This is a genomic window from Sulfitobacter sp. 1A13353, from assembly GCF_043557255.1.
Taxonomy (GTDB): Bacteria; Pseudomonadota; Alphaproteobacteria; order Rhodobacterales; family Rhodobacteraceae; genus Sulfitobacter; species Sulfitobacter faviae.
Genome location: NZ_JBIFFS010000004.1, coordinates 99,570 through 119,678, shown reverse-complemented (window position 1 = coordinate 119,678; position 20,109 = coordinate 99,570). Strand labels below are relative to the sequence as shown.

Sequence of the window (20,109 nt, the reverse complement as noted above, 5' to 3'; positions counted from 1 at the left end):
ATGTGCGAGAGCCACTTGGTTGTTTGAATTTTCGTGCCCTCCGCGCAGAATTCCTTCAAGCATTAGGAGTTCCGCAATGAAAAACCCATTCCGCAGCAAGACCACCCGCATCCGAGAGACGATGTCCGAGCTTGATGTCTGCCAAGGCCAAATCGAGGGTCTTCTCGATGTCAGCCAGCATGTCGGCGTCGAAAGGGTCACCGGACCGATTGATGTCAAAACCCTGTCGGAAATCAAATCCGCAATTGAGTCCCAACATTCCTATCTCGGCATGCAAGACAGGCGCGGCATCTCTGAGATCTCAGATGAGTCCGAGGCTGGGGTTGAACGCCGCTTCGCGGCCCGGGATGAGATTGTCTCTGGAGTGAAAGCAGAGATTCAAAAGACCAGCGGAATTCGTGGGGTCCTCGGCCTGCACAAGAAGAACGCCGGACAGGACATCGCGGAGCGCGCCATCTTAGCCATTGAGAAAGCTTGCGGATACACGGACATCAAGTGCGCGCCGCTGAGTGTCAGCGATCCTTTTGGTCGGCCAAAGATCTCTGCAGAGCATACCCGACCTGACTACGACAGCCCTGCCTGGTGATCTGATATGACTGATAGACTCATCACCAAAGCCTTCTTCGACCCGATCTTCGATCATGAGCATGCCTATGATCGCACCTTCGGCGTTTACCTGCACCGCTGTGCGCGTGAAGAGCTCGTCGTGAAAGCGATGCAGCGCGCCCGGGATGCCGGGACACTCGGAACATTTGAGGGTCTTGAAGGGCGTCGCTTCGATGAGGCCAAGGCCTGGAACGCTCTGGCAGAGGGGCACGATCCCAAGGGCAAGATCGAGATGTATCTGACCTCGGCCATCCTGCTTGATAAGGTCGACACCATCGTCGGTGAGGCCTTCAGCAAGTTCTCCAATCGCAACGGCGAAGAGATCCACGACAAGGAAGGCTTCCACAAGTCCCTCGCGGCCGTTGCCCTCAAAGTCGAGAAATGGCTGGAACATCCAAAGCAGTTTCAGAAGGACCACATGTTGCCCCGAGGCACGAGCTTTGGCGACTTCGACGATCGGGAGATCAGCTACCTTGTCCGGCTTGATGGTTGGGACAAAATTGAGCTGATGGAGAAAGGGCTGCGCGACGACTGGCGCCCCGTCCGAGGTTCACCTGAAGACAGCTGCGAGAAGGACGACGACTGCGAAATGGAGCCATGAGATGATGCAGCTTTCCAAGAAGCACTATTCGCCAGGTAAGCGTACGCTGGATGACTTTGCGGACACGATCATCTGCAGGTCCACTTCGTGCGGCAGGGCAGTGTTGGATACTGGCTTTTACGAGCAAGTTTCAGACCCGGATTTTGCTCCCAGCGGCTACGGTGCAGACTTCGAGACATCAGCAAAGAACTGTGGGACGCGGATCCGTGAAGCTGCGCTGGACGGGAGCCGGTACGGATGCCTGAACGGGTACGATCTGCACTACCGCCTCATGCGCCACTGGGACCGAAAGGAGAAGTTCATCGACTTGGGCCTGGATCCCAATGAGGTCATGAGGGGATGCCACGACAGCTTTGGCCACTGGCCACTCGGCGGCAGCTGGCTGGATAACGTCCAAGGCGCGCGCCACGCTGAGTTCTTCTTCAAATTGCTGGTGGCCACCGGCCAGAAGGGCATCGAAGATGGGGTATATGATCGGTTGAGCGCCATTGATGCGATCATGGTGGAGCTTGCCGATGAATTCCCGCAGATCGGTCAGTCGATCCATCATCCGAATATCCCGCGGCCGCGGAGCGAGACCGAACTTCGCGACATCGTGCTGGAACGCTTGCATGAGATCTTCGATGGGCCCGACGTATCTATTGAGGATAGCGACGACATCGAGATGGCGGGGCCATAGCTCCCTGAAGGTGATATGATCCTGATCCGGGCCTCGATGACCGGTCTGAGTGACAGGTTTTCATCTGCCACTCAGGTTGAGTTTTCTTTGGATGCCCCGCGCTCAATGGGGAATTTCCGTGAGGAGAGCGCCTTGGATGAAACAGCGCGCCAATCCATTGCTCTCGCCTGGCGCAACTGTATCTGACTCAGCTGTTGGCCGGTGGAAGATAGGGCGCCAACTCCGACATGGGAAAGTTGTAGGCACGATCTTCACCTTCTTCTCCTGTCGCACCGTCTTTCACATAGGCTGAGAATGCCTTGCGCAGAATGGCTTTATCGCCCGCATCGACGGTGATGCCTTCAATGCTGTCGACTGCGTAGGCTGGGTGGAAGACGCTACCGTTTTGCTCAAAGTCGGGAAACTCCTCGGTGTTGCGGCGCAGAAGCGTGCCCCGCGCGATCCCGCGGCGTGCCGGCCAGTCAAAGGAGAGGAGGTATGCTGACCGGGCCTCTTTCGCCATGCTCTCCCAGTCCCAATACACTAAGAAAGTGGGTCCATACATTTCCTGAGCTTGTCGGTCGGCCGTATCGAGCACTTCCAACTCATCCGGATCAGTCATCGTATCGAATACCACCATCCGGACATTGAGCGCATCAAGCTCGGCCGGCGCGGCGCGCAGAACATCAATTAAGCCGCGATCGCCCTTCCTAGCCGCAACCATGGCATTACCGCGCTGTCGGTTTACCCAAATCGCTGTGGCTGCGCTGAGGTCTTCTTTTGTGATGGGCTTCGAAGCTTCCCAATAAGCGTTGAACATCTTTGCAATTTCGGGCCGGGCTTTGCTGTAGACGGCATTGGCCTCTTGCCAATGTGCCGCGCTGCCTTCCGCGCCGAGGCCATTGGCAGACATATTGGATGAACCGACGAAGGACATGTCTCCGATCACGCCGATCTTTGCGTGCAGATCATTCAGCTGATGAACCTCAGCCCCACGTTTCTGAAGCTTGCTGATCTCTTTGGGGTTCGTGCCGCCGCTCATAAGGTTGCAGACGATCCGTAACTTGGTTCCGTCTTGGATGCCAAGCGCATCTGCCGCGCCTTCACCCCAGAAGGCGACTGCGATATCGGCGCTTTTTGAGTGTCTTAGTTCAGTTCGCAGGCGCTGGCGCAATTTGGATCCATCAAGGAATTTGGGCATAGGTGATCCATTCAATCTATGTTGATTAGCATGTTGGCCGGTCGAGGCTTGTCATAATCAACCGCCGTGTTGATGGAACGCTACGATAGGGGGAGGACTATGGTCAAATTCCCAATTCAAGGGGCCCTGACCCTTGATGAAAGCCGAAGCCCTCAAGCCTTCTAGCGAAAATTTACATTAATTATTCTCAACGGAGTTGCGCATTGCGAAAAAGCGGATAACTAGGCTGTATAGTCATCCGATGGAGAGATACATGTCGACTGCAGAATTCAAGATCATCACCCCTGAAATCGCCCAAGCAATGCTCGTTGGCAACACGATTAACCGACCTATCAACCGTAGCCATGTGGACACCATCGCGCGTGACATGAAGGCAGGCAGGTACCAGATGAATGGGGACCCGATCCGTTTCGACACTGACGGGACCCTTCTGGACGGCCAGCACCGCCTTTCAGCTATTGTCGCATCCGGGACATATCACAACATGCTATTGGTGCGCGGCCTTCCGCGTGAATCGATCAAAACAATCGACTCTGGCATGAAGCGCACAAACGGGCAGCGGTTGACGATGGAGGGTGTGAAATACGCGAATTCTGTCAGCGCCGCCCTCAACGTTATGTGCTGTGTTGCGAAAAATACGCCGCGCGGGGGCCTGACATCCAATGAATTGTTTTCGGTATATTCCGCGCATCCTGGCATCGTTGAGTCTGTTCGCATTTCGGTAAAAAGCGCAGTCATGCCCGCCAGCTTCTTGTCGGCGCTCCATTATATTGGCTGCTACACGGGCTACAAAGAAGAAGCTGATGCCTTTGTTGAAACGATGATCTCCGGCATTCCCGCGCAGAACAATGACCCCGCTATTGCCTTGCGTGAGCGGCTGATCCGCGCGCACACCGCTTCGCGTTCGATCCAGCGCGGCCTTCTGATGGAAACCATGGCGGCCGCTTGGGAGGCAAAACGCACCCACCGCGAAACCAAGGTTATTAAGACCAAGAAGGAACGCAATCTCGAGTTCCATGGTTGGAACGAGCACGAACTGTTCAACGGTAAGGTTGAAGACGTGGCCAGTTAAAGGCAGCGAAAGAAAACAAAGGGCACCCTCGATCCATATGGTTGGGGGTGCCCTTTGTCATTCAGTTGGGTGATATTGCCCATCTTTCAAACTCCGCCACAGGCAATGCATCAGGCTTGCGGCGCGCCTGCTTCAGGATCTGCATCTCCACAGCCTCCTGTGCCTCGATCAGGCTTTCGATCCAGGATTCCGCGACACGCTGACCGGTCCGGTTCGACATGCCTGAGATTTGCGCGTCGAGCTTCTCCAGACTGTCGATCTCATCAAGAACCTCCTGATAAAGCGCGTTGAGCGTCTCGGAGGAGCATTCCGGCAGCTCCGGATGCCCCGGGATCTCGCCAGGGTCAGACCATTTGATCGAGCCCCATCCTGGTGAGCGTACGGCCGGGCTGTTTGAGGCGTTCCAAATCTTTTGCGCGGCCTTCTCGGCCATGCCTTTGCGTTCACGTTTGAAGCCATAGAAGTCATGCTTCTTCAGCGCGCAGATCCGCATCGTGTCATCGTCAGGGTAGGTGGTGAAGACGATGAGCTTGGCGGCCACATGCATATGCCTGATGCCAGCAAAGCGCTTGCCGGAGAAGGGGTTGTCACCGCCGGGCTCACCCGCGGCGGCCTTGCTGACCATCTCACCGATCTGTTTGCGGATCGTCCAGTAATCCGGGTTGTTCCGCGCTTTCGCGAGGTCCTTCCAAAAGAGTTTGGAAATCTCGACCTTAGCGATCTTCCTCGCGCTCATCGGTATAGGCTCCTTGCGGATCCACACCGGTGGCCATCGCGAATTTGAACTCCGCCGGAGACAGAAGTGTGCTGCCCGAGAGGTCTGCTTCCTTTTCGATCTCGGCGGCCGCCATGGCTTGTGCATGCTCCTCGCGGCTCGCCTGGCTGCGTTCTTGCAGGCTGCGCTTCATCTCCTGAAACTCTTTGGTTTTGGAAAAGCTCATCGTTCATGCCCCCTGTGATCCTTCTATCAATATTATGTGGGCCCTTATCTACTTCAAGACAAGATATGCGAATTTTAAAGCGGGACTTCTTAATCGCGAGTTTGGACAGACTGTATGAAAAGACCAAGAATAACTGAAATTATCCTCCCCGGCCAGGATGCCCGGTTTTCAGGGGCAGGGGCTATGCTGGGTGGAACGTCAGATTACGGAGTTCTTATGACCCATTACGACCTGCAAGACGCGGCGCCCGCTGATGATGACCTCTCACCGGCCGCAGCCTTCCTGGCTGAAGCAGATGCGCTTTGGCCGGATGTGAACGGCTTTTACCGTTTTGCCCATGAAGGCGTGGAGATCGGGGCTTTCTGTCTCGAGGACATCCACGAAGACCAGGAGGTCAGCGTCAGCCTGATCAAGGTCCGGCGCCCGATGCTGGGGCAGGGCCATGGCACGCGCATGCTTGAGGCCCTCTGTGCTCTGGCCGACAAACACGAAGTCGCCCTACGCATGGAAGTGGTGCCTACCGGCCGGCTCAACGAAGTGAACCTGACCGACTGGTACAGTAGGAGGGGCTTTATCCCCGCGGAAGCTTCTTTCATGGATGAAGGCCCCGTGATGAGCCGATCGCCACATACAGGGCCAGAAGGGACGCCTACACCAGCGCCATAAGGGCTGTCTGCAGGCGCTCTTTTTCGCTGCGGGCCAACACTTTTCTCAGCAGAACTGCTTTGGTCTTGTTCTCCGGGGCGATCTGAATGACCTGCCACAGCCCATTGGCATTCGGTGCCAGTCCCAGATCGACAAAGGCGCGGCCTTGACGGTACCGCGATCTGATCTCCTGTGCATTGGGGTGGGGGCGCCGCACATCGAACCCCTGGGCGCGGAGTGCAGACAATAGGTTGCGCACTTCACGCTCCGCCTCACCGAAAATACGCACCGCTTCCTCCAATCGCCGCGGCCGATCGCGACGGGCCGCCGGTTCCAACTCGAAATCAGCCGGGAGGGGACGCACTGTCCCGTTGCGGAAGACATGGGGGTCCCGGGTTTCCCACGGATGGAAGTCTCCCCCGGTCAGGGCGCGGGTGAGAACATATTTTCGCTTCGTGGCCGCGAGCGAAATGTGTTCGGCAATGTCGTTGAACTGGGCCAGTAACTGGCTCTGCCGGCCGCGGATGACCCGGGTATCCGTTTCGCGTGCGATCAGGGCCGCGAGATGATCGAGGGCGTCCTCGATCTCGACCGGATCATCTGGAAGGTCGGGGAAGACAAGATCACCCCGAGCCTCACACGCCTTGCGGCACGCGATCTCATCGGCCGCTTCCAGCACTTCGACGCTCTCTACATCCGCACCTGCCAGATCGAGAATTGTCGGCATGGCCCAGGCACGGCGGTGGGTTTCGTCTTGGATGTAGCGCATGCCCGCGACCGCGAGCACTGGCCCTTCGGCGGAACTGATCTCGATGCTGTTCTCAAACCGGGGCGGGTTAAAAATAACCCGGGCCCGATCGCCGTCTGCAAGATGTTCCAGATTTGCCATGATCCCCCAACCTAGCGTCACAAACCTCAAGATGATTCGTTATACGGTATGTGTTTTCGCAAGGTCTGTCACGCTTCTGGAAGGACTCCGGGAACAGTTCTAGCGGCACCCTCGAAGTTTTTTCTGTCGCATGCTGACCCATGCTGTCGCACGGCAAAATTGCCGCTTGCAGTGGCTGGAGGCCTTGCGTGACATGACCATCATTGGACTGACAAAGGAGTGGAATGATGGCCGAAGAGAGATTTGATATCCCCGAATGGATGCTCGAGCGGATCGCGAAATCCTACAAGGAAGAAGTGCTTAAAATGCGCTCAGAGGGGTATATGTTCGACTTCTTAACCGGTTGGCACGGCAAGGACCCCAGCATCACCGTGTTCATTGATGGGGAAGAGTTTGGCAGCGATACCTTTAGTCTTGAGCTGCTCTGCACGGAGCCGGCGAAATATTGGCACAACGGCAAGACCATCGATCAACACCACTATGACCTCATTGGCGAAATCGCGCAGGAGCTTAGAAAACAGTCAGACCGTCTTCTTGCCGTTCAAGCGTCGCTAGAAATCATTCGACCGGATGAACGGCATTAAGCCTTGGCTCCCTAAATATGGTGAGGTGGCGCATATTGGACATGAAAAGGTCTGCGAATTAACAGAATTTAGGGCTTTCTGTTCGTATCAAACAGAAATACTCTTGCGTAACCTGTCATGCAGGTACGGCTGCCGCGATATCGGCAGTACGCAACCAAGGAGTATTTATGCGCAACCTCATTCTCGCTTCCGTCGTGAGCCTTCTCGCTTTGCCAGCTTCAGCTGTATCCATCCAAGGTGTTTGGGCGAGCAACCCGCAACATTGCAGTGGTGCCTATCCAGAAACTCAAGTCAAAATTACTGGAAATCGCATCTCTTTTATCGAGTCCACCTGTACTTTGGAGAACCCGACATCGCTGCGCGGCATGCCTGAGGCAAAGCTATATGATAAGACGTGCAGCGGCGAAGGGTCGACCTGGTCCGAGCGTGTACTCATCGGCAAGGATGGGGACGACCTGATGATCTACACCCGTGGCTATGTCAGCACATATCAAAGCTGCTGACCTTTCTGCCGGGGTGGCGATGCCGCCCCGGTTCTTCGCTTAATCTTCCATTGCGCAAAAGGAATACGAAAAATGGATAAGAACACCAAACTCATCATTGGCGGTACGGCTGCGACGGCCATCAGCTTCTTCCTCCCCTGGGTCAGTACCTGGCTGGGGAGCTTTTCCCCGAGCTACTTGTTAAAAGCAGGCACTGACATGATGACCTTTGGCATTCTGCTCTTCATCGGCAGTTTCATCCTGGCTGCAGTAACCTGCGGCGTAGCGGCCAAAGGGAGCCTCGATGCGCGACTGGCTGTCGCGGCCGGCGCTTTGCCGTTTGCGCTCGCCATAATCACCATGTTCCGGCTCAACTCTGCCGCAAGTAGCGCTGGTCTGCCGGTCAATGGATTGGGCGAACTCATGCAGTTAGCCAGCTTCGGAATGCCGGTCTATTTCATCGGCGCCGGTGTGGCGCTTTACGGTGGCGTTAAGATGCTGAAAGAGGCCGCACCCTCGACCGAAGTGGTTTCGACTGCTCCGGAAGACGCCATCTGATTTACCAACTCGCAAGTAATACGACATCAGTAAAACCCGGCCATCGTGCCGGGTTTTACTTTGCGTGCAGGGCTGACTGCATAATCCGGTCGTGGTACCCAAACAGTGGAATGACCTGTTAGTCCTTTCATATCAGTATGCGATAATTGGGCTAACCAACAGTAAGGACGTCCAATGGATATTGATTTTATCACCCGCCTGAATATTGAAGCGCGTGTCCGCGGAGAAACCCCTCAGCCCGTAGATGCGGTTCGCATGCAAGCTGATATGGTCCATGGTCTTGGCAATGTCTATCGAGACCACCTCGACGCCAAAGCCACCCTGGTGAAGCCAGGCGTCTATGAGCTGAACGCGCAAGATGCCTTCATCCAGCCAGAGTATAAGCGTAATTCTATGACGCACCCTAAAAAGGGGGATGTGGTCATGGACGAGCAACCGGTCGGCGTTCGCAGCCCTGAGGAAATCTATACCAATCAGCGCATCGCACATGTGGCCCACCTGCTGAAAATCGATGAGGTCGCCAAGGCGTCGGATTACATGAATGAGACCTTCGCCAATGACGCGATGCCAAAGACACCGGAAGCCCATGAGCTGCGTGGCATGATGCGTTTGGGGGTGTGGGATACCGATGAGGTGAAGTTGCTCGACCCAGAAGGGGCTTTGCAAGATCTCCAATACGCGGTGGAAAATTCTCACAGTGAGAACCCCACCTCACTGAAGAAGAACCTCGCCTTCGCTTTGTCTCTGAATGGAGATATGCAAGCGAGCGCCGATCTCTACGAACAAATCGTAGACAAAGACAGGTCTGCATCGGAGCAGGAGAGGGCGGAATGCTCCTTCCTGAAGGCGCGCTGCCATTTCGCCACAGGAAATACGGCAGAGGCACAGAATGCCATGAAGCTGGCTCTGGCCTTCGATTGGTCAACTGCTATTCATGCCAGCGTCGATCCGATTTGCCGCAAACACAGTGATCAATGCATCGAAGTTCTTGATGCTGAGGTCGCGTGGGATAAGAGTAAAATCTACAAGCAGCTCAATCGCATGGACCGGTTTCTGACATCTCAGAAAGAAGAGGTCGATTTGCGGTCCGCAGAAAGAGCGAAGATTTTTAAAACCGCAAAGAGCATCGATATTGATGGATTTCTGCAAAACGCCGCGCCGAAGGATGGCGGGGAGGTTGATTGGAACTTCAAGAGGCGGTTGAATACCGGCTTTTATAATCAACACATCGCTCTCGATGCCCAGCCAGACACGCGGTACCATGATAGCATTTCTATACATCAGGAAAAGCTGCTCGAGATTCGCGAGGACCTGGATAATTCCGGTCTCTTGGACGTCAGCGAAGTTGCGATCGATCTTGTCCACGGCATCAGAAAAATTGAGGATTTGGTCGGTGATAATCTGATGTCTGAGGTTGTCAACTATGAGGGGGATGTGACGTTCGAAGGCAACTTGAACGACTACCATAAGATGGCTGATCTGCCTGATCGAACTCTGACTGAGCGGATCAGTGACCGTTTTAAAAGAATGGGTTCGAACGGGGATAAAGACGCAGGAAAGATATATCTGCGCAACGAGATTGTCAGAGTGACAGACGAAGTGTCCTCGAAGTTCAGAGCGGCTTTCGCTGAGGCTTCAAGAGGTGCGCGGGATGCTCTCAGCGCCTCATATGCGAAGTCGTATAAGTCCTATCAAAAGGATATGCGCAGTATTCATTACGCGCGCCAGGATTTGTACACACTTGCTGACCCATTGGTCTTTTCTGAGATCTCCTCTGATACGAAGACGTTCACGATGGAGGTGAGTGCGACACGACCCATCGAGTTCAGTGGGGTTTCTGATCCTTTCAGTGCCGCCAAGAAAGAGGACGCGCCCAAATCGAAACGGGAGCTCGACAGAAATATGGCGATGATCTTTGAAGAGGCGAGGGCTCGAAATCCTTTCAAAAAGGTAGGCGCCCCTGACATTGAAGTTAATCAAGAGGTAGCATCCGATGGAATTCATCAACCGTCTTAAAGAGGCATTGAATACCCCAGTGAATGATCCTTTCGGCGCCGAGGATCCTACAGTAGCGCCGAAGGAAATGCGCGCTGCTGATCCGTTCAAGGAACCAGAAAATGATCCGGCACCAAAGGATAAAGACGATGTCGATGTCGTGGCTCTAAGGGGTTTTATGGGGTGATCGCTACTTTTCGCATTGCCTTTATGCGCCAGGCTTTCTAGGATTGACGTATGAAACAGGATAAACCCATCTGCGCGATCAATTGGTGGCTGCCTCTCTGAGGCGGCCCAATTCCTGTGACCAACCCCAGGACCGGCCGCGTGATGCGGCTTGAGATGTCCTGAAAGACCCTTCCCATCATGCGGCTGTCCTCTCTCCATAAAGGACAAGACCATGCAAGATCTCTCCACCCTCGAAGGCAGAACCATCCTCACCGGCGACCGGCCCACCGGTGCGCTGCATCTCGGCCATCTCGCCGGGACCCTTCAGGCGCGCGTCGCCCTGCAGGACAAGAACGACGTGACCATCCTGGTCGCCGACATGCAGGCGCTGACGGACAACGCCGGGCGCGCCGCAGATGTGGCGGCCAATGTGCGCGAGGTGGTGCTTGATTACATCGCGGCCGGCATCGACCCTGAGCGGGTGACCATCGTGCGCCAGTCCGATCTGCCCGCACTCAACGAGCTGACCATGCTCTATATGAACCTGGTCACCGTGCCGCGTCTGATGCGCATTCCCACGATCCGTGAAGAGATCACCCAGCGCGGCTTCGGCGATGGCACCCCGGCGGGCTTTCTTTGCTACCCGGTCAGCCAGGCGGCCGACATCACCGCCTTCGGCGCAGACATCGTGCCCGCAGGCGCCGACCAAGCGCCGCTTGTCGAGATCACCGGTGAGATCACGGGGAAGGTGAACCGCATGGCTGGGCGCAAGGTCCTGGTCTCTCCAACCTTGATGCAGAGCAACGCGCCGCGGCTGCCGGGCATCGACGGGGCAGGCAAGATGTCCAAATCCGCCGGCAATGCCATCGCGCTGCGCGACAGCCCGGAAGAGATCCGCGCGGCTGTCATGCGCATGTTCACCGATCCAGGCCATCTGAAGGTCTCGGACCCCGGCAAGGTCGAGGGCAATGTGGTCTTTGCCATGCTCGATGCTTTTGATCCAGACAGCGGTGCTGTAGCGGACCTCAAGGATCAGTACCGCGCCGGTGGGCTCGGCGACATGGTATTGAAGCGGCGTCTGGACGGGATCTTGCAAGAGATGCTGGCGCCCATGCGGGCGCGGCGCGCCGAAGCCGCAGCTGATATCGAGTTGGTAGACCATATCCTCGAAGAAGGCCGCAAGCGCGCCCATGTGCTCACCATGGAGACTTTGGCGGACGTGCGCCGCGCCTTTGGCTTAGAGGGTCGTCCTGGGCGCTCTGCGGCGCTCTCAGAGCTCGTGAGCTTGGGAGAGGACTGCGAGGCGGGACAGGTCCATGAAGGGCTCGTGGACGCCCTGTCAGCGTCGCGCGCGCGCTTCTCTGCCTGAATAGCTGCAGGGTTGCGACGTGAGGAGGGCGCCTATTGCTCTAAGAGCTCAGAGAGTGTGCCTTCCTCAGCTCCGCCATCATCTGATTTAACCTCGGCGTAGGCCGATCCATCGGAGATTTGCGCCAGCGCAATGGTCAGCGCTTCTTGGGCATTCGCCGCACGGGTTTGGGTGCTGATTACCACGGTGAACTGCTGATCTCCCCGATCGGCATCCTCCTGCTTGGCCTCCGCCTCTACGGCGGGAGCGACAGAGATGATGGAATAGCTGTCGACGTTGAAGCGATCGCGGCCGTAATCCATGATGCTGGTCAGATCGACTTCGGGGTCATATTCATTCTCGGAGTCCAGCCGGTGGCTTGGATCGAAGGTAATGCGGGCTGTAATCGTCTGCTTCATCAAATATATCCTGCAAGATTAAGAAGTGATTTTGCGAAAAGTGGAGCGCCTTCAAAGTTCAGCGGATGGGGCGGAACCATCCTTCGGATCATCGAGCACCTCCTCGGCGGCCCATTCCGACACCGGAAATTCGATGCAGTTGGTCGCGGCCGTCATGCAACAAAGGCGAAAAATCTCTTCATGATCTGCATCCGGCTTATCTGCCATGTCCTCAATAGTTGTGGTCTCATCGATGCCGATGCGCGCGCAGGCTTCTTCAAGACGGCTCAATGCATAGGTCCGCGCTTCCATTACCGTCTGGCCCGTGATCGCCATCACTGGGACGCATAGATCAACGGCCTCGCCGGGCAATGGCATCGAGATGTTGAAGAGCTTGAAGGGTCGCACATCGGCTTTTGACCCGTCACTCACGAGGCCCTCGTTCATGATCGATTGCAAGCACATGGACTGCAGGATGTGGACCGCGGCCTCTTCGGCTTCCTCTCGGGTTTCGTGGGGCATACTCATAGGAGTGCCCATGACATCAGAAACGCCAGGGGGAACCTGTTTCAGCAAGAGGTCTGCGTACCAACCTCTGGGTGTTCGGTAGACCACCAATGCACGGAAGTTGTCGGCCCGGATAAACCGCTGCGTGGCCATTCCCTTTGCCGTATTAATCTGCATCTGAATATCTGGATTGCGCATCGCCTTACGCGCATAGGCCCGGGCCTCTGGTAGCAGGCGCTTGAGGCGAGCCCGTCCGTCTTTCATTTGTTTGTCACTGTACTGCATGGTCTCTCCAATATCGCTCATAGCGATAAAGACACATAATTCTTGGTTTGTGAAATACTATTACTGATCGGTTTTTCGCAAAGTAATGAGGGAACTGGTGTTCCCGGTCCAGAAATCCTGTTGTGCAGGTATTCCTGATCCGCCAATTTCAGCCGCTGGAGCCAGCCTTCTGTGACGATTTAGAACCACGAAGGAAAGTACATTCGCCCTCGTCTGAGATTTCTATGACGGTAAATCCGCCGAGCTGCAGATACCCTTTGACTGGCTCAAGAAGCGCGCTGAATTTTCTGTTCACCACCACTTGGTGGATTTCAGGATCTAATTCCGTCGGCGTGATCTGCCACCGCTCCGGGTCATCTGTACAGGGCGTCCAATCAGCAATGCCTATTGCGGAGCGGCTGATGCCAGCCACGACCCCCATGGCGATGGCATCACGCTGATTTGGCCAATAGGGCCCCAGTTTCCAGCAACATTGTGTTGCTTTGACGTAGTCAGGTCGTTCTTTAGGGTTTTTGATCCGGTCGATCTTCTTCCACATCCTGCTGACCTTGGTGCCGATGTTGAAGATAAAGATCGGTCGGTTGCGCAGCTCGGCCGGGAAATCTTGTCCGGTGATTGGAGGTGCTGCGAATTCCCTTAGCGCATTCCCCGCAATCAGCCCTTGATGGCCACTCCTGTGGCCGCCTTGGATGTTGGTGAGGATGTGGCCACAGGCGGCGAATGCATCTATCAAGGCGGCTTCTACATTCAGTGCTTCCGCCTCATCCCGCAGTTTGCGGCGCATGATCTTCCATTCAACCTCGAGACCGGCGCCCCATATTTCTTGGATCCTTTTGAGCTTGGCGCGTTCCTTGTCATTGGGATCAGATTCACGCTTCATATCTTCCCTGGCTTCCAAGAAATGGTGCAGAACGCGATCGTTGCCTTGCCGGCCGCCACCTTTGCCCACATAGAAAGGGGAGCCGTCTCGCGGATCGAAGAGGGCATAGACATATAGGCCCAGCGCGTCGGTGATATTGTTATCGAAGGGCGCCTCTCGATTCAGGTCCGCGTCACCAACCATTCTTTAGATCCCATCCCGTTGCATTTGCCGCCAGATTGGTAATCTGCAATGGTTTTGGCAAGGGCAGGGGAGGTCTCAGCACAAATGAAGGCGCGGTTCTGTACCAATACGCATGGCGATCTGGTCGACGTGGAAGATCTGACAGCTGAGGATCGCAACGCCCGCGGGCCCTATACCTGTCTGGGCTGCGGCAATGGCATGCTGCCCGTGCTCGGCAAGATCCGCGTTCATCACTTCCGCCATATGTCGGATGCTGAGATTTATTGCTCCCATGAGACCTATCTGCACCGCGCCGCCAAACTGGCTGTGGTGGCAGGTTTTACCGCGGCGTGCCGGGAGGGACGGCCATACAAGCTCACCCGCAACCGCAAGGTGCGGTGCATGTCGGCCGCAGATCTCTTCCCGGATGGCTGCAGCAAGCCCGAAGCACCAGAGGTCTTTGATCTTACACATTGGCTCGATACCGCCGCAGAGGAGGTCGGCGTCGGGGGTTTCATCGCAGATGTACTGCTGACAAAGGAAGGAGAGGGCGCACGCTTGCTCATCGAGATCGAAGTCTCTCACCCCTGCGCGCCTGAGAAGTTGGCCAGCGGCCTACCCATACTGGAAACGAAGGTCTCTTCGGAGAAGGACATCGCTCGGCTCAGGACCGGGATAACGATCGACAGCGACCGCGGCCGCGGCTTCAATCTGTCTCCGCTGTCCGAACGCTTTGTCGACCGGTGCTCCGCTTGCCCAAAGGAGGAGACGGTCTTCATCATCTACCGCAGCGGCAAGGTGCAGATGACCTCCCAGAGCCGCCAGCGGTTCAAGAAAATCCTCGCGCGCAGCAGCATCGTACATTGGGAGGTGGTCACCGATAAGATGCGGGGCCTCAGACCCGTCGAGCGGATCGATGCCTTTTTAAAAGCCGCGCATTACGAGGGTGGGGTCAACGCCCGGACCTGTTTGCAGTGTCGCTACGGCGCCATCAGCAATTCAACACGTCAGCCCATGGTCTGCTTCAAACAACGCGGAAAGATCTTACCGACGGGGATCAACAAGGCCACGAACTGTTTGGAGTATTCTCCGGTACAGACCTATGATGAGCTTCTACAAGCCCGGCAAAACCGCGCGGCCGACCAGCCTTCAGACCGGGATGACCCGAGGGAAGATAATCTCATCGAGGACTGATAAATCGTGCTCACATGTTCAAACCCGGGTCATTGCAGGCGATTGTATTGCCAGCCTCAGAGAAGCTCGTCGCCATCCTTTCGATACAGACATCACTCGCGCCATGCCGTCTCATCGCATCTTTCCAGCTTCTAGCGACCATCAAGCTAAGCTCATTGGCAATCTCAATGGCCCTATCTCGTTCGACATCCAGAGAGCTTGCCGCTGACACTGCATTTTCAACTGTCGCATCCCGGCCACACCCGGCCCTCCCGAGATGCAGGAACAACCTGCGAGATGGGGATACTTGAATAGTCGGAGTGACATCGTAAACGGGCGTTGGTGTGAATGATCCGTCATCTTTCTGGAAAAAAGCGTGGTTCCTATAATGATCGTCGGTATTGCCGCAAAGAACATTCATCAGCATTCGACGGTAAAGATCCTCACCGACGACACTGGGCGCTCCGGAAGCCCGAAGTGCTAGGTAGATATCAGCATAACCAGATACCCCTCGGTCCATCTCATGACGCTCAAGCAGTGTGAGTGAGGATATCATATGGCGGCGAATGCGGCCTCCAGGCGCGGAAACTCTGTCAAAGCGCTTGACCAATAACACACTCGAGCGGGGTCCAAAGGATCTTACCTCTCGATCAGGTACGGCAATGCCTGCCATTTCGCAAAGGTCAAGACAGCCCGCCTCGGCCGCGGCCATGTTGATAACGTGACGCTCGTTTGGCAATTTTAGCACCCATAGCTCATCCATCCAGTCGATGCATATCTTCGGCTGAGCGCCCCCCAAAGCAGCAGCGGCTGGAAGGCAATGATGAAGTTCAGCGGGAAGTTCCGCCCAGAAATCTTCCTGTGCATCCATGAATGTCTGAAAGCGGACTGCGTCATCGAATGTCACCTCACGATCAGCCAAGCTGATATCGTATCCAATTCCCTCACCTCCGGGCGTCTTGGCGAGGAATAGACCTCCAGGGCGGAACCGTGTCTCGTTGAAGAGGAGGTAGTCGCTCATCTTGGGATGTCGATTGGTGGTTAGGTGTACCGCGTAGTCCACGATACTTCGCCCCCAATGGTCGGGCTCCATATCCCTAAGCAGGTTTAGCGTCTCGAAGTCCTCAGGGTTCTTGTATTCTTCGGGCTCCAGAGGGAGCCCCGGAGAAAGGGCGTGAGCCATCTTGGACTTCAGAAATTTGCGGCCGTATGAGAAGCGAATATCCGGGAAATCGCCATTCTGATGGTGATGACCTAGCCGAGATCGAGGATCATTCTTGTAATAGATCCGAGCGACAGGCCTCACGCCCCCCCCGTCTTCACATCTATGAAGAATATAGCTTTCGTGCAATAGAACGGCACGTTCCCCTTTAGATCGATATGCTTTGTATGTCGATTGAACCCCATTTTCGAGCTCCGCAATCATTTGCTCTACATCTTCAGCTTTCCTGCGCGCCTCCTGGAGCGCGATTCCGAGAACCGGTAGAGGCAGTAATTTATCGTGTTTTCGCAAATTACACCGCGTGCAGGATGCAGCGAAATTATCGGATCTATCAGGCCCACCCAGGGAGTGCGGAACGATGTGGTCTACGTGTTCAGCCTTTCGCTCTTTACAAAAAATGCACACTCCATCGTACACTGCAAACACCGCTGTGCTGACATGTTTGCTCACATCCCTTAGGGGGAAGCTGACTTCATTGAAATATTCTTGCCACGCATCTTTCGATTTCAGCATAAATTCGTCCGTAAGTTTCAAAAGTTATATCGCTACTCAGTTTAAGCGTTTTAATCACGGCGCGGGCGCATCTTCCTGATCTTGGTCACGCCTCTTCTGAGCTTCCTGCTTCAGCGCAGCCACACCATCCTTCACCTGCTGAAGGATATCTTCCTTGGAGAAGGTTTGATCCACCCCATCAGCATAGCGCTGCTTGAACCCGGCGGGGAAATGCAGTTTCACCGGAATACCCAATGCATGCGCCGCAATGCCGCCGGCCATATCGGCGCCGGTCTGGCCGCCGGAGATCACCTTGGCGATCGGCCAGTGCTTATGGACCGGGCTCAAGATCTCCAGCAGCCGGATATTCACGAACTCCTGGGTGAAGCCATTGCGGCTCATCGTCTGCATGCCATTGCCCGCGACATTGATGACCGGGTTCTTTAGGTCCCGATCCCGCAGCGTGCGGTAGAGGAGCCGCGCGGCCTCGATTGCATCCATCGCCAAGGGCAGGGCGAGGAACTTGTCCCCGGCGGCCTTATGGGTCAGACGCTCCCCGCCGGTCTTGTAGTTGGCGGCCACAGCGATCGTCAGATCACCCTCATGGGCGTTGGCATAGGTCCGCGGGCCGTAACCCGAGGATTTATGCGCGATGATCTCGATCGGAGCTGAGCTCATGGCTCGAGGCCCTGTTCCTTTTGGAAGTCATTCCAGTTCGCGAGGTCCGCAAGGGCGACGAGATCCACCTCATAGGGGGTAAGACGCATCGTGATCGTATTCGTAGACCCCCAATCAATCCAACGCGGTTCGCCTGTGGCGTTCTTGCCGACCCATTGGACAGTCAGAGAGCGCGCGCCGTCCATCTCCCATGCATCTACAGAGATTTTTTCGTCAATGACACCTTGAGTATAGATTTCAGCGGCATGAGTTGCGTCTCGCGCTACCACATACCAATCGCTGCTCTCCATGGAATTGGGGACGCTCACAGAATAGAGGTTCAGCGCGCCGGGCGTGGGGATCTCAATCTCGATGGGGTCGGTGCTGTGATAGAGTTCGTGCAGGTAAGGCTGCAGAACCTCAGGCTGGAATTCACGAAGCTCATGGCGCTGCGCAATGTCTTCAGCATCGAGAATGATCGACATCATCTGCCCGCTCAAACTGACACCGTCGAGCGCGCCAAAGCAGCTGAAGGCCACACCATCACAATTTTTCAACTCATCCGTTTTGTTGTTCTTTGCCCAATATTCAGCACTACCCATGAAGGAACGCACGATCTGATCGCGAATTTCATCAGCGGTGTAGGGCGCAGCATCGGTTCGCTCCGGCAGCCAGGACGGGTCCTTCAGACGCGACAGAAAGTGGTCGGAGAGGCCAGGACTGCTGAAGATGTCTTCATTGTACCAGGGCGTGCCCTCGGCCTTTGCTTCCGCGATGTCTTCTTCATGCTGTTGCGGCGCAAGCATGCAGCGCGGGAATTTAGGCGTCTTACCGTCGAGCAAGGCCAGCAGCCCGTAGGCTGTCTTCTCGCACCGCTGGGATCGGGTGAGACCCGGCTCGGTCTCGGCCTGATGCGCAATCCCGCGCGCCAGACCCAATAGACGCCTTGACGCCTCTTCCGCGGTCAGTTTTCCGGACATGAACTTCTCCTCTGATGTTGTCCTCAATCTATGCTTGAAGCCCGAAAAGAGGAAGGTATTAGAAGATCAATATCAATTTTCGCAATTGAACAGTATCATATAGGGAACAGCAGAATCCAAACCTATGGAGTTCCGATATCATGTCCGGCAAACTCGTATTTACAGCAGATGATCAAGAAATGATGCTTGAGGCCTCGCGCCGCGAAGCCCGCGGTTTCGCCCGGCCCCAGGACATCAAAGATATGCTCGCGCATATTCGGGACGGCGGCACGGCTGTCGCCTCCATGCACAAGTTCAACATGGGCTTCAGCCTGCCTGAGGGTGCCACCATCGAATTCACAGGGAACTGCGAGCAGGGCACAAAAGCGAGGCTTCAGGCCGAAGCCCGCGATCGGAGCAAGCTGGGAATGGTGAAACTTCGCCCGCACCAAGAAGAGATGATCAAAGCGGTTCGGGAAATGGACTCTGAAGAGCTCAGCAAGCGCCTGGCGGGACATGGCGACCGACGCATGCATCCGATGCCTGAGATTGAGATCGAGCAGTCGAGAGGCCGCCTCCACCGCAAAGGGCAGAAGCCGGTGGATGTGGTCGTGCTTGGTGAGGCCCATGATTTCGACAAGTATCACGCGCTGAAAGCGCAGGGTCAGGTTGGAAAGACTGTAAAAGGGGTCGAGCCCCTTCCAATGAATGAGGCCCCAATGTTCAGGTCTCGCCGTCAGCTGTCTCACTCTGGGGAGCGCGCACCGCTACAGGACTTGGGCCGCGTGCCACGCCGACCACAAGGTCCTGCGCTCTATGAAGAGGAGCTCCCAGCTTACGCGGCCAAGAAGGACCGCACCAAGTACGAGCCAGTCTCAGAAAACGACATCCAGCAGTCGATGGGCCGCAATCTCCCCCGGCGGGGAGAGCCTGTGACCGTTGACCTCTCAGAGCCTGGCCCGGACATCGACGACGCCGTCATGATGCGCACCAACGGCAAAGCTGAGGTACTTCCCAGACCCAAGAACCCCTTTGCTGAACCGGTGAAGTTCGAGTTGAATCTCGACGATCACGAGCCAGACTAAGTGGCGCCGATGTTCGACGAAAAACAGTTCGATGAGAACTTCTACGTTCTGCGAGATCCAGATCGCCAGGGCGTGATCGTTATGGGACCGCCGGGCGAAGAGCTTGGTGCAGATATGATCGAGCTCGATGAAGCCTTTCGCCGTGGGGCCCTCTGGCTCTTGCTAGATGCGGAGACGGGGCGGACGATCGATAAAGGATTTGTGCGCGGTGATTGCGACTTTCCGGCGCCCGGCGCGGGTGAGCGCCTTTGCCTGGTCTCGGCTGACCCATTCGATTTCGATATCCAGGCCCTCTCGGCCATGGTCGAAGCAGAAGAGGGAGGCGATCTTGCAGATGTACTGCCCAGCGACGCTGCGCGCCGCGCTACGGATTTCATGGCCATGATCCGTGAGGCAGACCTAGACCGGTTTCGCCTTAGGGCACCATCGGAGGAGCCTGATCTATAAAAGCTTCGATGCTTGGTGGTTATAAGATCCCCTCTGGGGGTTGGTTGCGAAAAACGGCGACATATGGTTGTTCTGTGAAATCGGAGAAACCGGA

Annotated in this window: 25 protein-coding genes; 15 read left to right on the top strand and 10 right to left on the bottom strand. The window is 55.9% G+C overall.

The window, feature by feature from the left end:
• Positions 1 to 76: 76 nt before the first annotated feature.
• From ACGYLO_RS11215 to ACGYLO_RS11200, 4 genes are read left to right on the top strand one after another with little or no spacing between them, the layout of a single operon-like run.
• Complete coding sequence (locus ACGYLO_RS11215) at positions 77 to 586, top strand: hypothetical protein (RefSeq protein ID WP_394376526.1); 510 nt, start codon at positions 77 to 79, stop codon at positions 584 to 586.
• A 6-nt stretch (positions 587 to 592) separates the two neighbouring features.
• The gene (locus tag ACGYLO_RS11210; protein ID WP_394376525.1) at positions 593 to 1,207 is read left to right on the top strand and encodes a hypothetical protein; all 615 of its coding nucleotides are present in this window, start codon (positions 593 to 595) and stop codon (positions 1,205 to 1,207) included.
• A 1-nt stretch (position 1,208) separates the two neighbouring features.
• A complete protein-coding gene (locus ACGYLO_RS11205) occupies positions 1,209 to 1,886 on the top strand; it encodes a hypothetical protein (protein ID WP_394376524.1) in 678 nt (225 codons plus the stop codon).
• 15 nt (positions 1,887 to 1,901) lie between these two features.
• Positions 1,902 to 2,072, top strand: coding sequence for a hypothetical protein (locus ACGYLO_RS11200; RefSeq protein WP_273055667.1), 171 nt, complete (start codon positions 1,902 to 1,904; stop codon positions 2,070 to 2,072).
• 1 nt (position 2,073) lies between these two features.
• Here the strand turns inward: ACGYLO_RS11200 and ACGYLO_RS11195 are convergent, their stop codons facing one another.
• Positions 2,074 to 3,066, bottom strand: coding sequence for a hypothetical protein (locus tag ACGYLO_RS11195; RefSeq protein ID WP_394376523.1), 993 nt, complete (start codon positions 3,064 to 3,066; stop codon positions 2,074 to 2,076).
• A gap of 253 nt (positions 3,067 to 3,319) precedes the next feature.
• Between ACGYLO_RS11195 and ACGYLO_RS11190 the strand changes: the two genes are divergently transcribed.
• Positions 3,320 to 4,138 (top strand): hypothetical protein, encoded by an 819-nt coding sequence (locus tag ACGYLO_RS11190; RefSeq protein ID WP_273055663.1) that lies wholly within the window; start codon positions 3,320 to 3,322, stop codon positions 4,136 to 4,138.
• Positions 4,139 to 4,199: 61 nt separating this feature from the next.
• On the opposite strand, the gene ACGYLO_RS11185 is transcribed toward ACGYLO_RS11190, so the two are convergent.
• Entirely contained in the window at positions 4,200 to 4,874 is a 675-nt protein-coding gene (locus tag ACGYLO_RS11185; RefSeq protein WP_394376522.1) for a hypothetical protein, read from the bottom strand.
• The gene (locus ACGYLO_RS11180; protein WP_394376521.1) at positions 4,852 to 5,079 is read right to left on the bottom strand and encodes a hypothetical protein; all 228 of its coding nucleotides are present in this window, start codon (positions 5,077 to 5,079) and stop codon (positions 4,852 to 4,854) included. Before ACGYLO_RS11180 ends, ACGYLO_RS11185 begins: the two co-directional genes overlap by 23 nt.
• Positions 5,080 to 5,295: 216 nt before the next feature.
• Between ACGYLO_RS11180 and ACGYLO_RS11175 the strand changes: the two genes are divergently transcribed.
• Positions 5,296 to 5,745, top strand: coding sequence for a hypothetical protein (locus ACGYLO_RS11175; RefSeq protein ID WP_394376520.1), 450 nt, complete (start codon positions 5,296 to 5,298; stop codon positions 5,743 to 5,745).
• On the opposite strand, the gene ACGYLO_RS11170 is transcribed toward ACGYLO_RS11175, so the two are convergent.
• Positions 5,729 to 6,613, bottom strand: coding sequence for a hypothetical protein (locus ACGYLO_RS11170; protein ID WP_394376519.1), 885 nt, complete (start codon positions 6,611 to 6,613; stop codon positions 5,729 to 5,731). The two genes, ACGYLO_RS11175 and ACGYLO_RS11170, sit on opposite strands and share 17 nt — an antisense overlap.
• Positions 6,614 to 6,840: 227 nt before the next feature.
• Here ACGYLO_RS11170 and ACGYLO_RS11165 point away from each other — a divergent pair, with 227 nt between their 5' ends.
• The 6 genes from ACGYLO_RS11165 (at position 6,841) to trpS (ending at position 11,769) form a co-directional block, all read left to right on the top strand.
• Entirely contained in the window at positions 6,841 to 7,197 is a 357-nt protein-coding gene (locus ACGYLO_RS11165; protein WP_394376518.1) for a hypothetical protein, read from the top strand.
• Between the two features lie 167 nt (positions 7,198 to 7,364).
• A complete protein-coding gene (locus ACGYLO_RS11160; RefSeq protein WP_394376517.1) occupies positions 7,365 to 7,700 on the top strand; it encodes a hypothetical protein in 336 nt (111 codons plus the stop codon).
• A gap of 72 nt (positions 7,701 to 7,772) precedes the next feature.
• The gene (locus ACGYLO_RS11155) at positions 7,773 to 8,237 is read left to right on the top strand and encodes a hypothetical protein (RefSeq protein ID WP_394376516.1); all 465 of its coding nucleotides are present in this window, start codon (positions 7,773 to 7,775) and stop codon (positions 8,235 to 8,237) included.
• A 174-nt stretch (positions 8,238 to 8,411) separates the two neighbouring features.
• A complete protein-coding gene (locus ACGYLO_RS11150; protein ID WP_394376515.1) occupies positions 8,412 to 10,253 on the top strand; it encodes a tetratricopeptide repeat protein in 1,842 nt (613 codons plus the stop codon).
• Positions 10,231 to 10,419 carry a hypothetical protein gene (locus tag ACGYLO_RS11145; RefSeq protein WP_394376514.1) on the top strand — a complete coding sequence of 63 codons (189 nt, stop codon included), beginning with the start codon at positions 10,231 to 10,233 and terminating at the stop codon, positions 10,417 to 10,419. The genes ACGYLO_RS11150 and ACGYLO_RS11145 overlap by 23 nt, the downstream gene beginning before the upstream one ends.
• Before the next feature lie 213 nt (positions 10,420 to 10,632).
• Positions 10,633 to 11,769, top strand: a complete 1,137-nt coding sequence (gene trpS, locus ACGYLO_RS11140) for a tryptophan--tRNA ligase (RefSeq protein ID WP_273055650.1) — start codon at positions 10,633 to 10,635, stop codon at positions 11,767 to 11,769.
• Between the two features lie 32 nt (positions 11,770 to 11,801).
• Here the strand turns inward: trpS and ACGYLO_RS11135 are convergent, their stop codons facing one another.
• The 3 genes from ACGYLO_RS11135 to ACGYLO_RS11125 form a co-directional block, all read right to left on the bottom strand.
• Positions 11,802 to 12,167 (bottom strand): hypothetical protein, encoded by a 366-nt coding sequence (locus ACGYLO_RS11135; RefSeq protein WP_273055648.1) that lies wholly within the window; start codon positions 12,165 to 12,167, stop codon positions 11,802 to 11,804.
• Between the two features lie 51 nt (positions 12,168 to 12,218).
• Positions 12,219 to 12,938, bottom strand: coding sequence for a hypothetical protein (locus tag ACGYLO_RS11130; RefSeq protein ID WP_394376513.1), 720 nt, complete (start codon positions 12,936 to 12,938; stop codon positions 12,219 to 12,221).
• A 148-nt stretch (positions 12,939 to 13,086) separates the two neighbouring features.
• Complete coding sequence (locus tag ACGYLO_RS11125; RefSeq protein WP_394376512.1) at positions 13,087 to 14,001, bottom strand: LEM-3-like GIY-YIG domain-containing protein; 915 nt, start codon at positions 13,999 to 14,001, stop codon at positions 13,087 to 13,089.
• Between the two features lie 84 nt (positions 14,002 to 14,085).
• Here ACGYLO_RS11125 and ACGYLO_RS11120 point away from each other — a divergent pair, with 84 nt between their 5' ends.
• The gene (locus ACGYLO_RS11120) at positions 14,086 to 15,174 is read left to right on the top strand and encodes a hypothetical protein (protein WP_394376511.1); all 1,089 of its coding nucleotides are present in this window, start codon (positions 14,086 to 14,088) and stop codon (positions 15,172 to 15,174) included.
• A gap of 10 nt (positions 15,175 to 15,184) precedes the next feature.
• Here ACGYLO_RS11120 and ACGYLO_RS11115 read toward each other — a convergent pair whose 3' ends face one another.
• Genes ACGYLO_RS11115 through ACGYLO_RS11105 form a run of 3 tightly spaced genes read right to left on the bottom strand, consistent with a single transcriptional unit; the run spans position 15,185 to position 18,504 of the window.
• On the bottom strand, positions 15,185 to 16,888 hold the full coding sequence (locus ACGYLO_RS11115; RefSeq protein ID WP_394376510.1) for a HipA domain-containing protein: 1,704 nt from the start codon (positions 16,886 to 16,888) through the stop codon (positions 15,185 to 15,187).
• 54 nt (positions 16,889 to 16,942) lie between these two features.
• Positions 16,943 to 17,545 carry a hypothetical protein gene (locus ACGYLO_RS11110; RefSeq protein ID WP_273055638.1) on the bottom strand — a complete coding sequence of 201 codons (603 nt, stop codon included), beginning with the start codon at positions 17,543 to 17,545 and terminating at the stop codon, positions 16,943 to 16,945.
• A complete protein-coding gene (locus tag ACGYLO_RS11105) occupies positions 17,542 to 18,504 on the bottom strand; it encodes a hypothetical protein (RefSeq protein ID WP_394376509.1) in 963 nt (320 codons plus the stop codon). The genes ACGYLO_RS11110 and ACGYLO_RS11105 overlap by 4 nt, the downstream gene beginning before the upstream one ends.
• Positions 18,505 to 18,644: 140 nt before the next feature.
• Here ACGYLO_RS11105 and ACGYLO_RS11100 point away from each other — a divergent pair, with 140 nt between their 5' ends.
• A complete protein-coding gene (locus ACGYLO_RS11100; protein WP_394376508.1) occupies positions 18,645 to 19,568 on the top strand; it encodes a hypothetical protein in 924 nt (307 codons plus the stop codon).
• 9 nt (positions 19,569 to 19,577) lie between these two features.
• A complete protein-coding gene (locus ACGYLO_RS11095) occupies positions 19,578 to 20,015 on the top strand; it encodes a hypothetical protein (RefSeq protein ID WP_394376507.1) in 438 nt (145 codons plus the stop codon).
• The last annotated feature ends 94 nt before the right edge of the window (positions 20,016 to 20,109 follow it).

Coding starts and splice junctions, on each gene's coding strand:
- ACGYLO_RS11215 (WP_394376526.1), top strand. CDS start 77: ATGAAAAACCCATTCCGCAGCAAGACCACCCGCATCCGAGAGACGATG.
- ACGYLO_RS11210 (WP_394376525.1), top strand. CDS start 593: ATGACTGATAGACTCATCACCAAAGCCTTCTTCGACCCGATCTTCGAT.
- ACGYLO_RS11205 (WP_394376524.1), top strand. CDS start 1,209: ATGATGCAGCTTTCCAAGAAGCACTATTCGCCAGGTAAGCGTACGCTG.
- ACGYLO_RS11200 (WP_273055667.1), top strand. CDS start 1,902: ATGATCCTGATCCGGGCCTCGATGACCGGTCTGAGTGACAGGTTTTCA.
- ACGYLO_RS11195 (WP_394376523.1), bottom strand. CDS start 3,066: ATGCCCAAATTCCTTGATGGATCCAAATTGCGCCAGCGCCTGCGAACT.
- ACGYLO_RS11190 (WP_273055663.1), top strand. CDS start 3,320: ATGTCGACTGCAGAATTCAAGATCATCACCCCTGAAATCGCCCAAGCA.
- ACGYLO_RS11185 (WP_394376522.1), bottom strand. CDS start 4,874: ATGAGCGCGAGGAAGATCGCTAAGGTCGAGATTTCCAAACTCTTTTGG.
- ACGYLO_RS11180 (WP_394376521.1), bottom strand. CDS start 5,079: ATGAGCTTTTCCAAAACCAAAGAGTTTCAGGAGATGAAGCGCAGCCTG.
- ACGYLO_RS11175 (WP_394376520.1), top strand. CDS start 5,296: ATGACCCATTACGACCTGCAAGACGCGGCGCCCGCTGATGATGACCTC.
- ACGYLO_RS11170 (WP_394376519.1), bottom strand. CDS start 6,613: ATGGCAAATCTGGAACATCTTGCAGACGGCGATCGGGCCCGGGTTATT.
- ACGYLO_RS11165 (WP_394376518.1), top strand. CDS start 6,841: ATGGCCGAAGAGAGATTTGATATCCCCGAATGGATGCTCGAGCGGATC.
- ACGYLO_RS11160 (WP_394376517.1), top strand. CDS start 7,365: ATGCGCAACCTCATTCTCGCTTCCGTCGTGAGCCTTCTCGCTTTGCCA.
- ACGYLO_RS11155 (WP_394376516.1), top strand. CDS start 7,773: ATGGATAAGAACACCAAACTCATCATTGGCGGTACGGCTGCGACGGCC.
- ACGYLO_RS11150 (WP_394376515.1), top strand. CDS start 8,412: ATGGATATTGATTTTATCACCCGCCTGAATATTGAAGCGCGTGTCCGC.
- ACGYLO_RS11145 (WP_394376514.1), top strand. CDS start 10,231: ATGGAATTCATCAACCGTCTTAAAGAGGCATTGAATACCCCAGTGAAT.
- trpS (WP_273055650.1), top strand. CDS start 10,633: ATGCAAGATCTCTCCACCCTCGAAGGCAGAACCATCCTCACCGGCGAC.
- ACGYLO_RS11135 (WP_273055648.1), bottom strand. CDS start 12,167: ATGAAGCAGACGATTACAGCCCGCATTACCTTCGATCCAAGCCACCGG.
- ACGYLO_RS11130 (WP_394376513.1), bottom strand. CDS start 12,938: ATGCAGTACAGTGACAAACAAATGAAAGACGGACGGGCTCGCCTCAAG.
- ACGYLO_RS11125 (WP_394376512.1), bottom strand. CDS start 14,001: ATGGTTGGTGACGCGGACCTGAATCGAGAGGCGCCCTTCGATAACAAT.
- ACGYLO_RS11120 (WP_394376511.1), top strand. CDS start 14,086: ATGAAGGCGCGGTTCTGTACCAATACGCATGGCGATCTGGTCGACGTG.
- ACGYLO_RS11115 (WP_394376510.1), bottom strand. CDS start 16,888: ATGCTGAAATCGAAAGATGCGTGGCAAGAATATTTCAATGAAGTCAGC.
- ACGYLO_RS11110 (WP_273055638.1), bottom strand. CDS start 17,545: ATGAGCTCAGCTCCGATCGAGATCATCGCGCATAAATCCTCGGGTTAC.
- ACGYLO_RS11105 (WP_394376509.1), bottom strand. CDS start 18,504: ATGTCCGGAAAACTGACCGCGGAAGAGGCGTCAAGGCGTCTATTGGGT.
- ACGYLO_RS11100 (WP_394376508.1), top strand. CDS start 18,645: ATGTCCGGCAAACTCGTATTTACAGCAGATGATCAAGAAATGATGCTT.
- ACGYLO_RS11095 (WP_394376507.1), top strand. CDS start 19,578: ATGTTCGACGAAAAACAGTTCGATGAGAACTTCTACGTTCTGCGAGAT.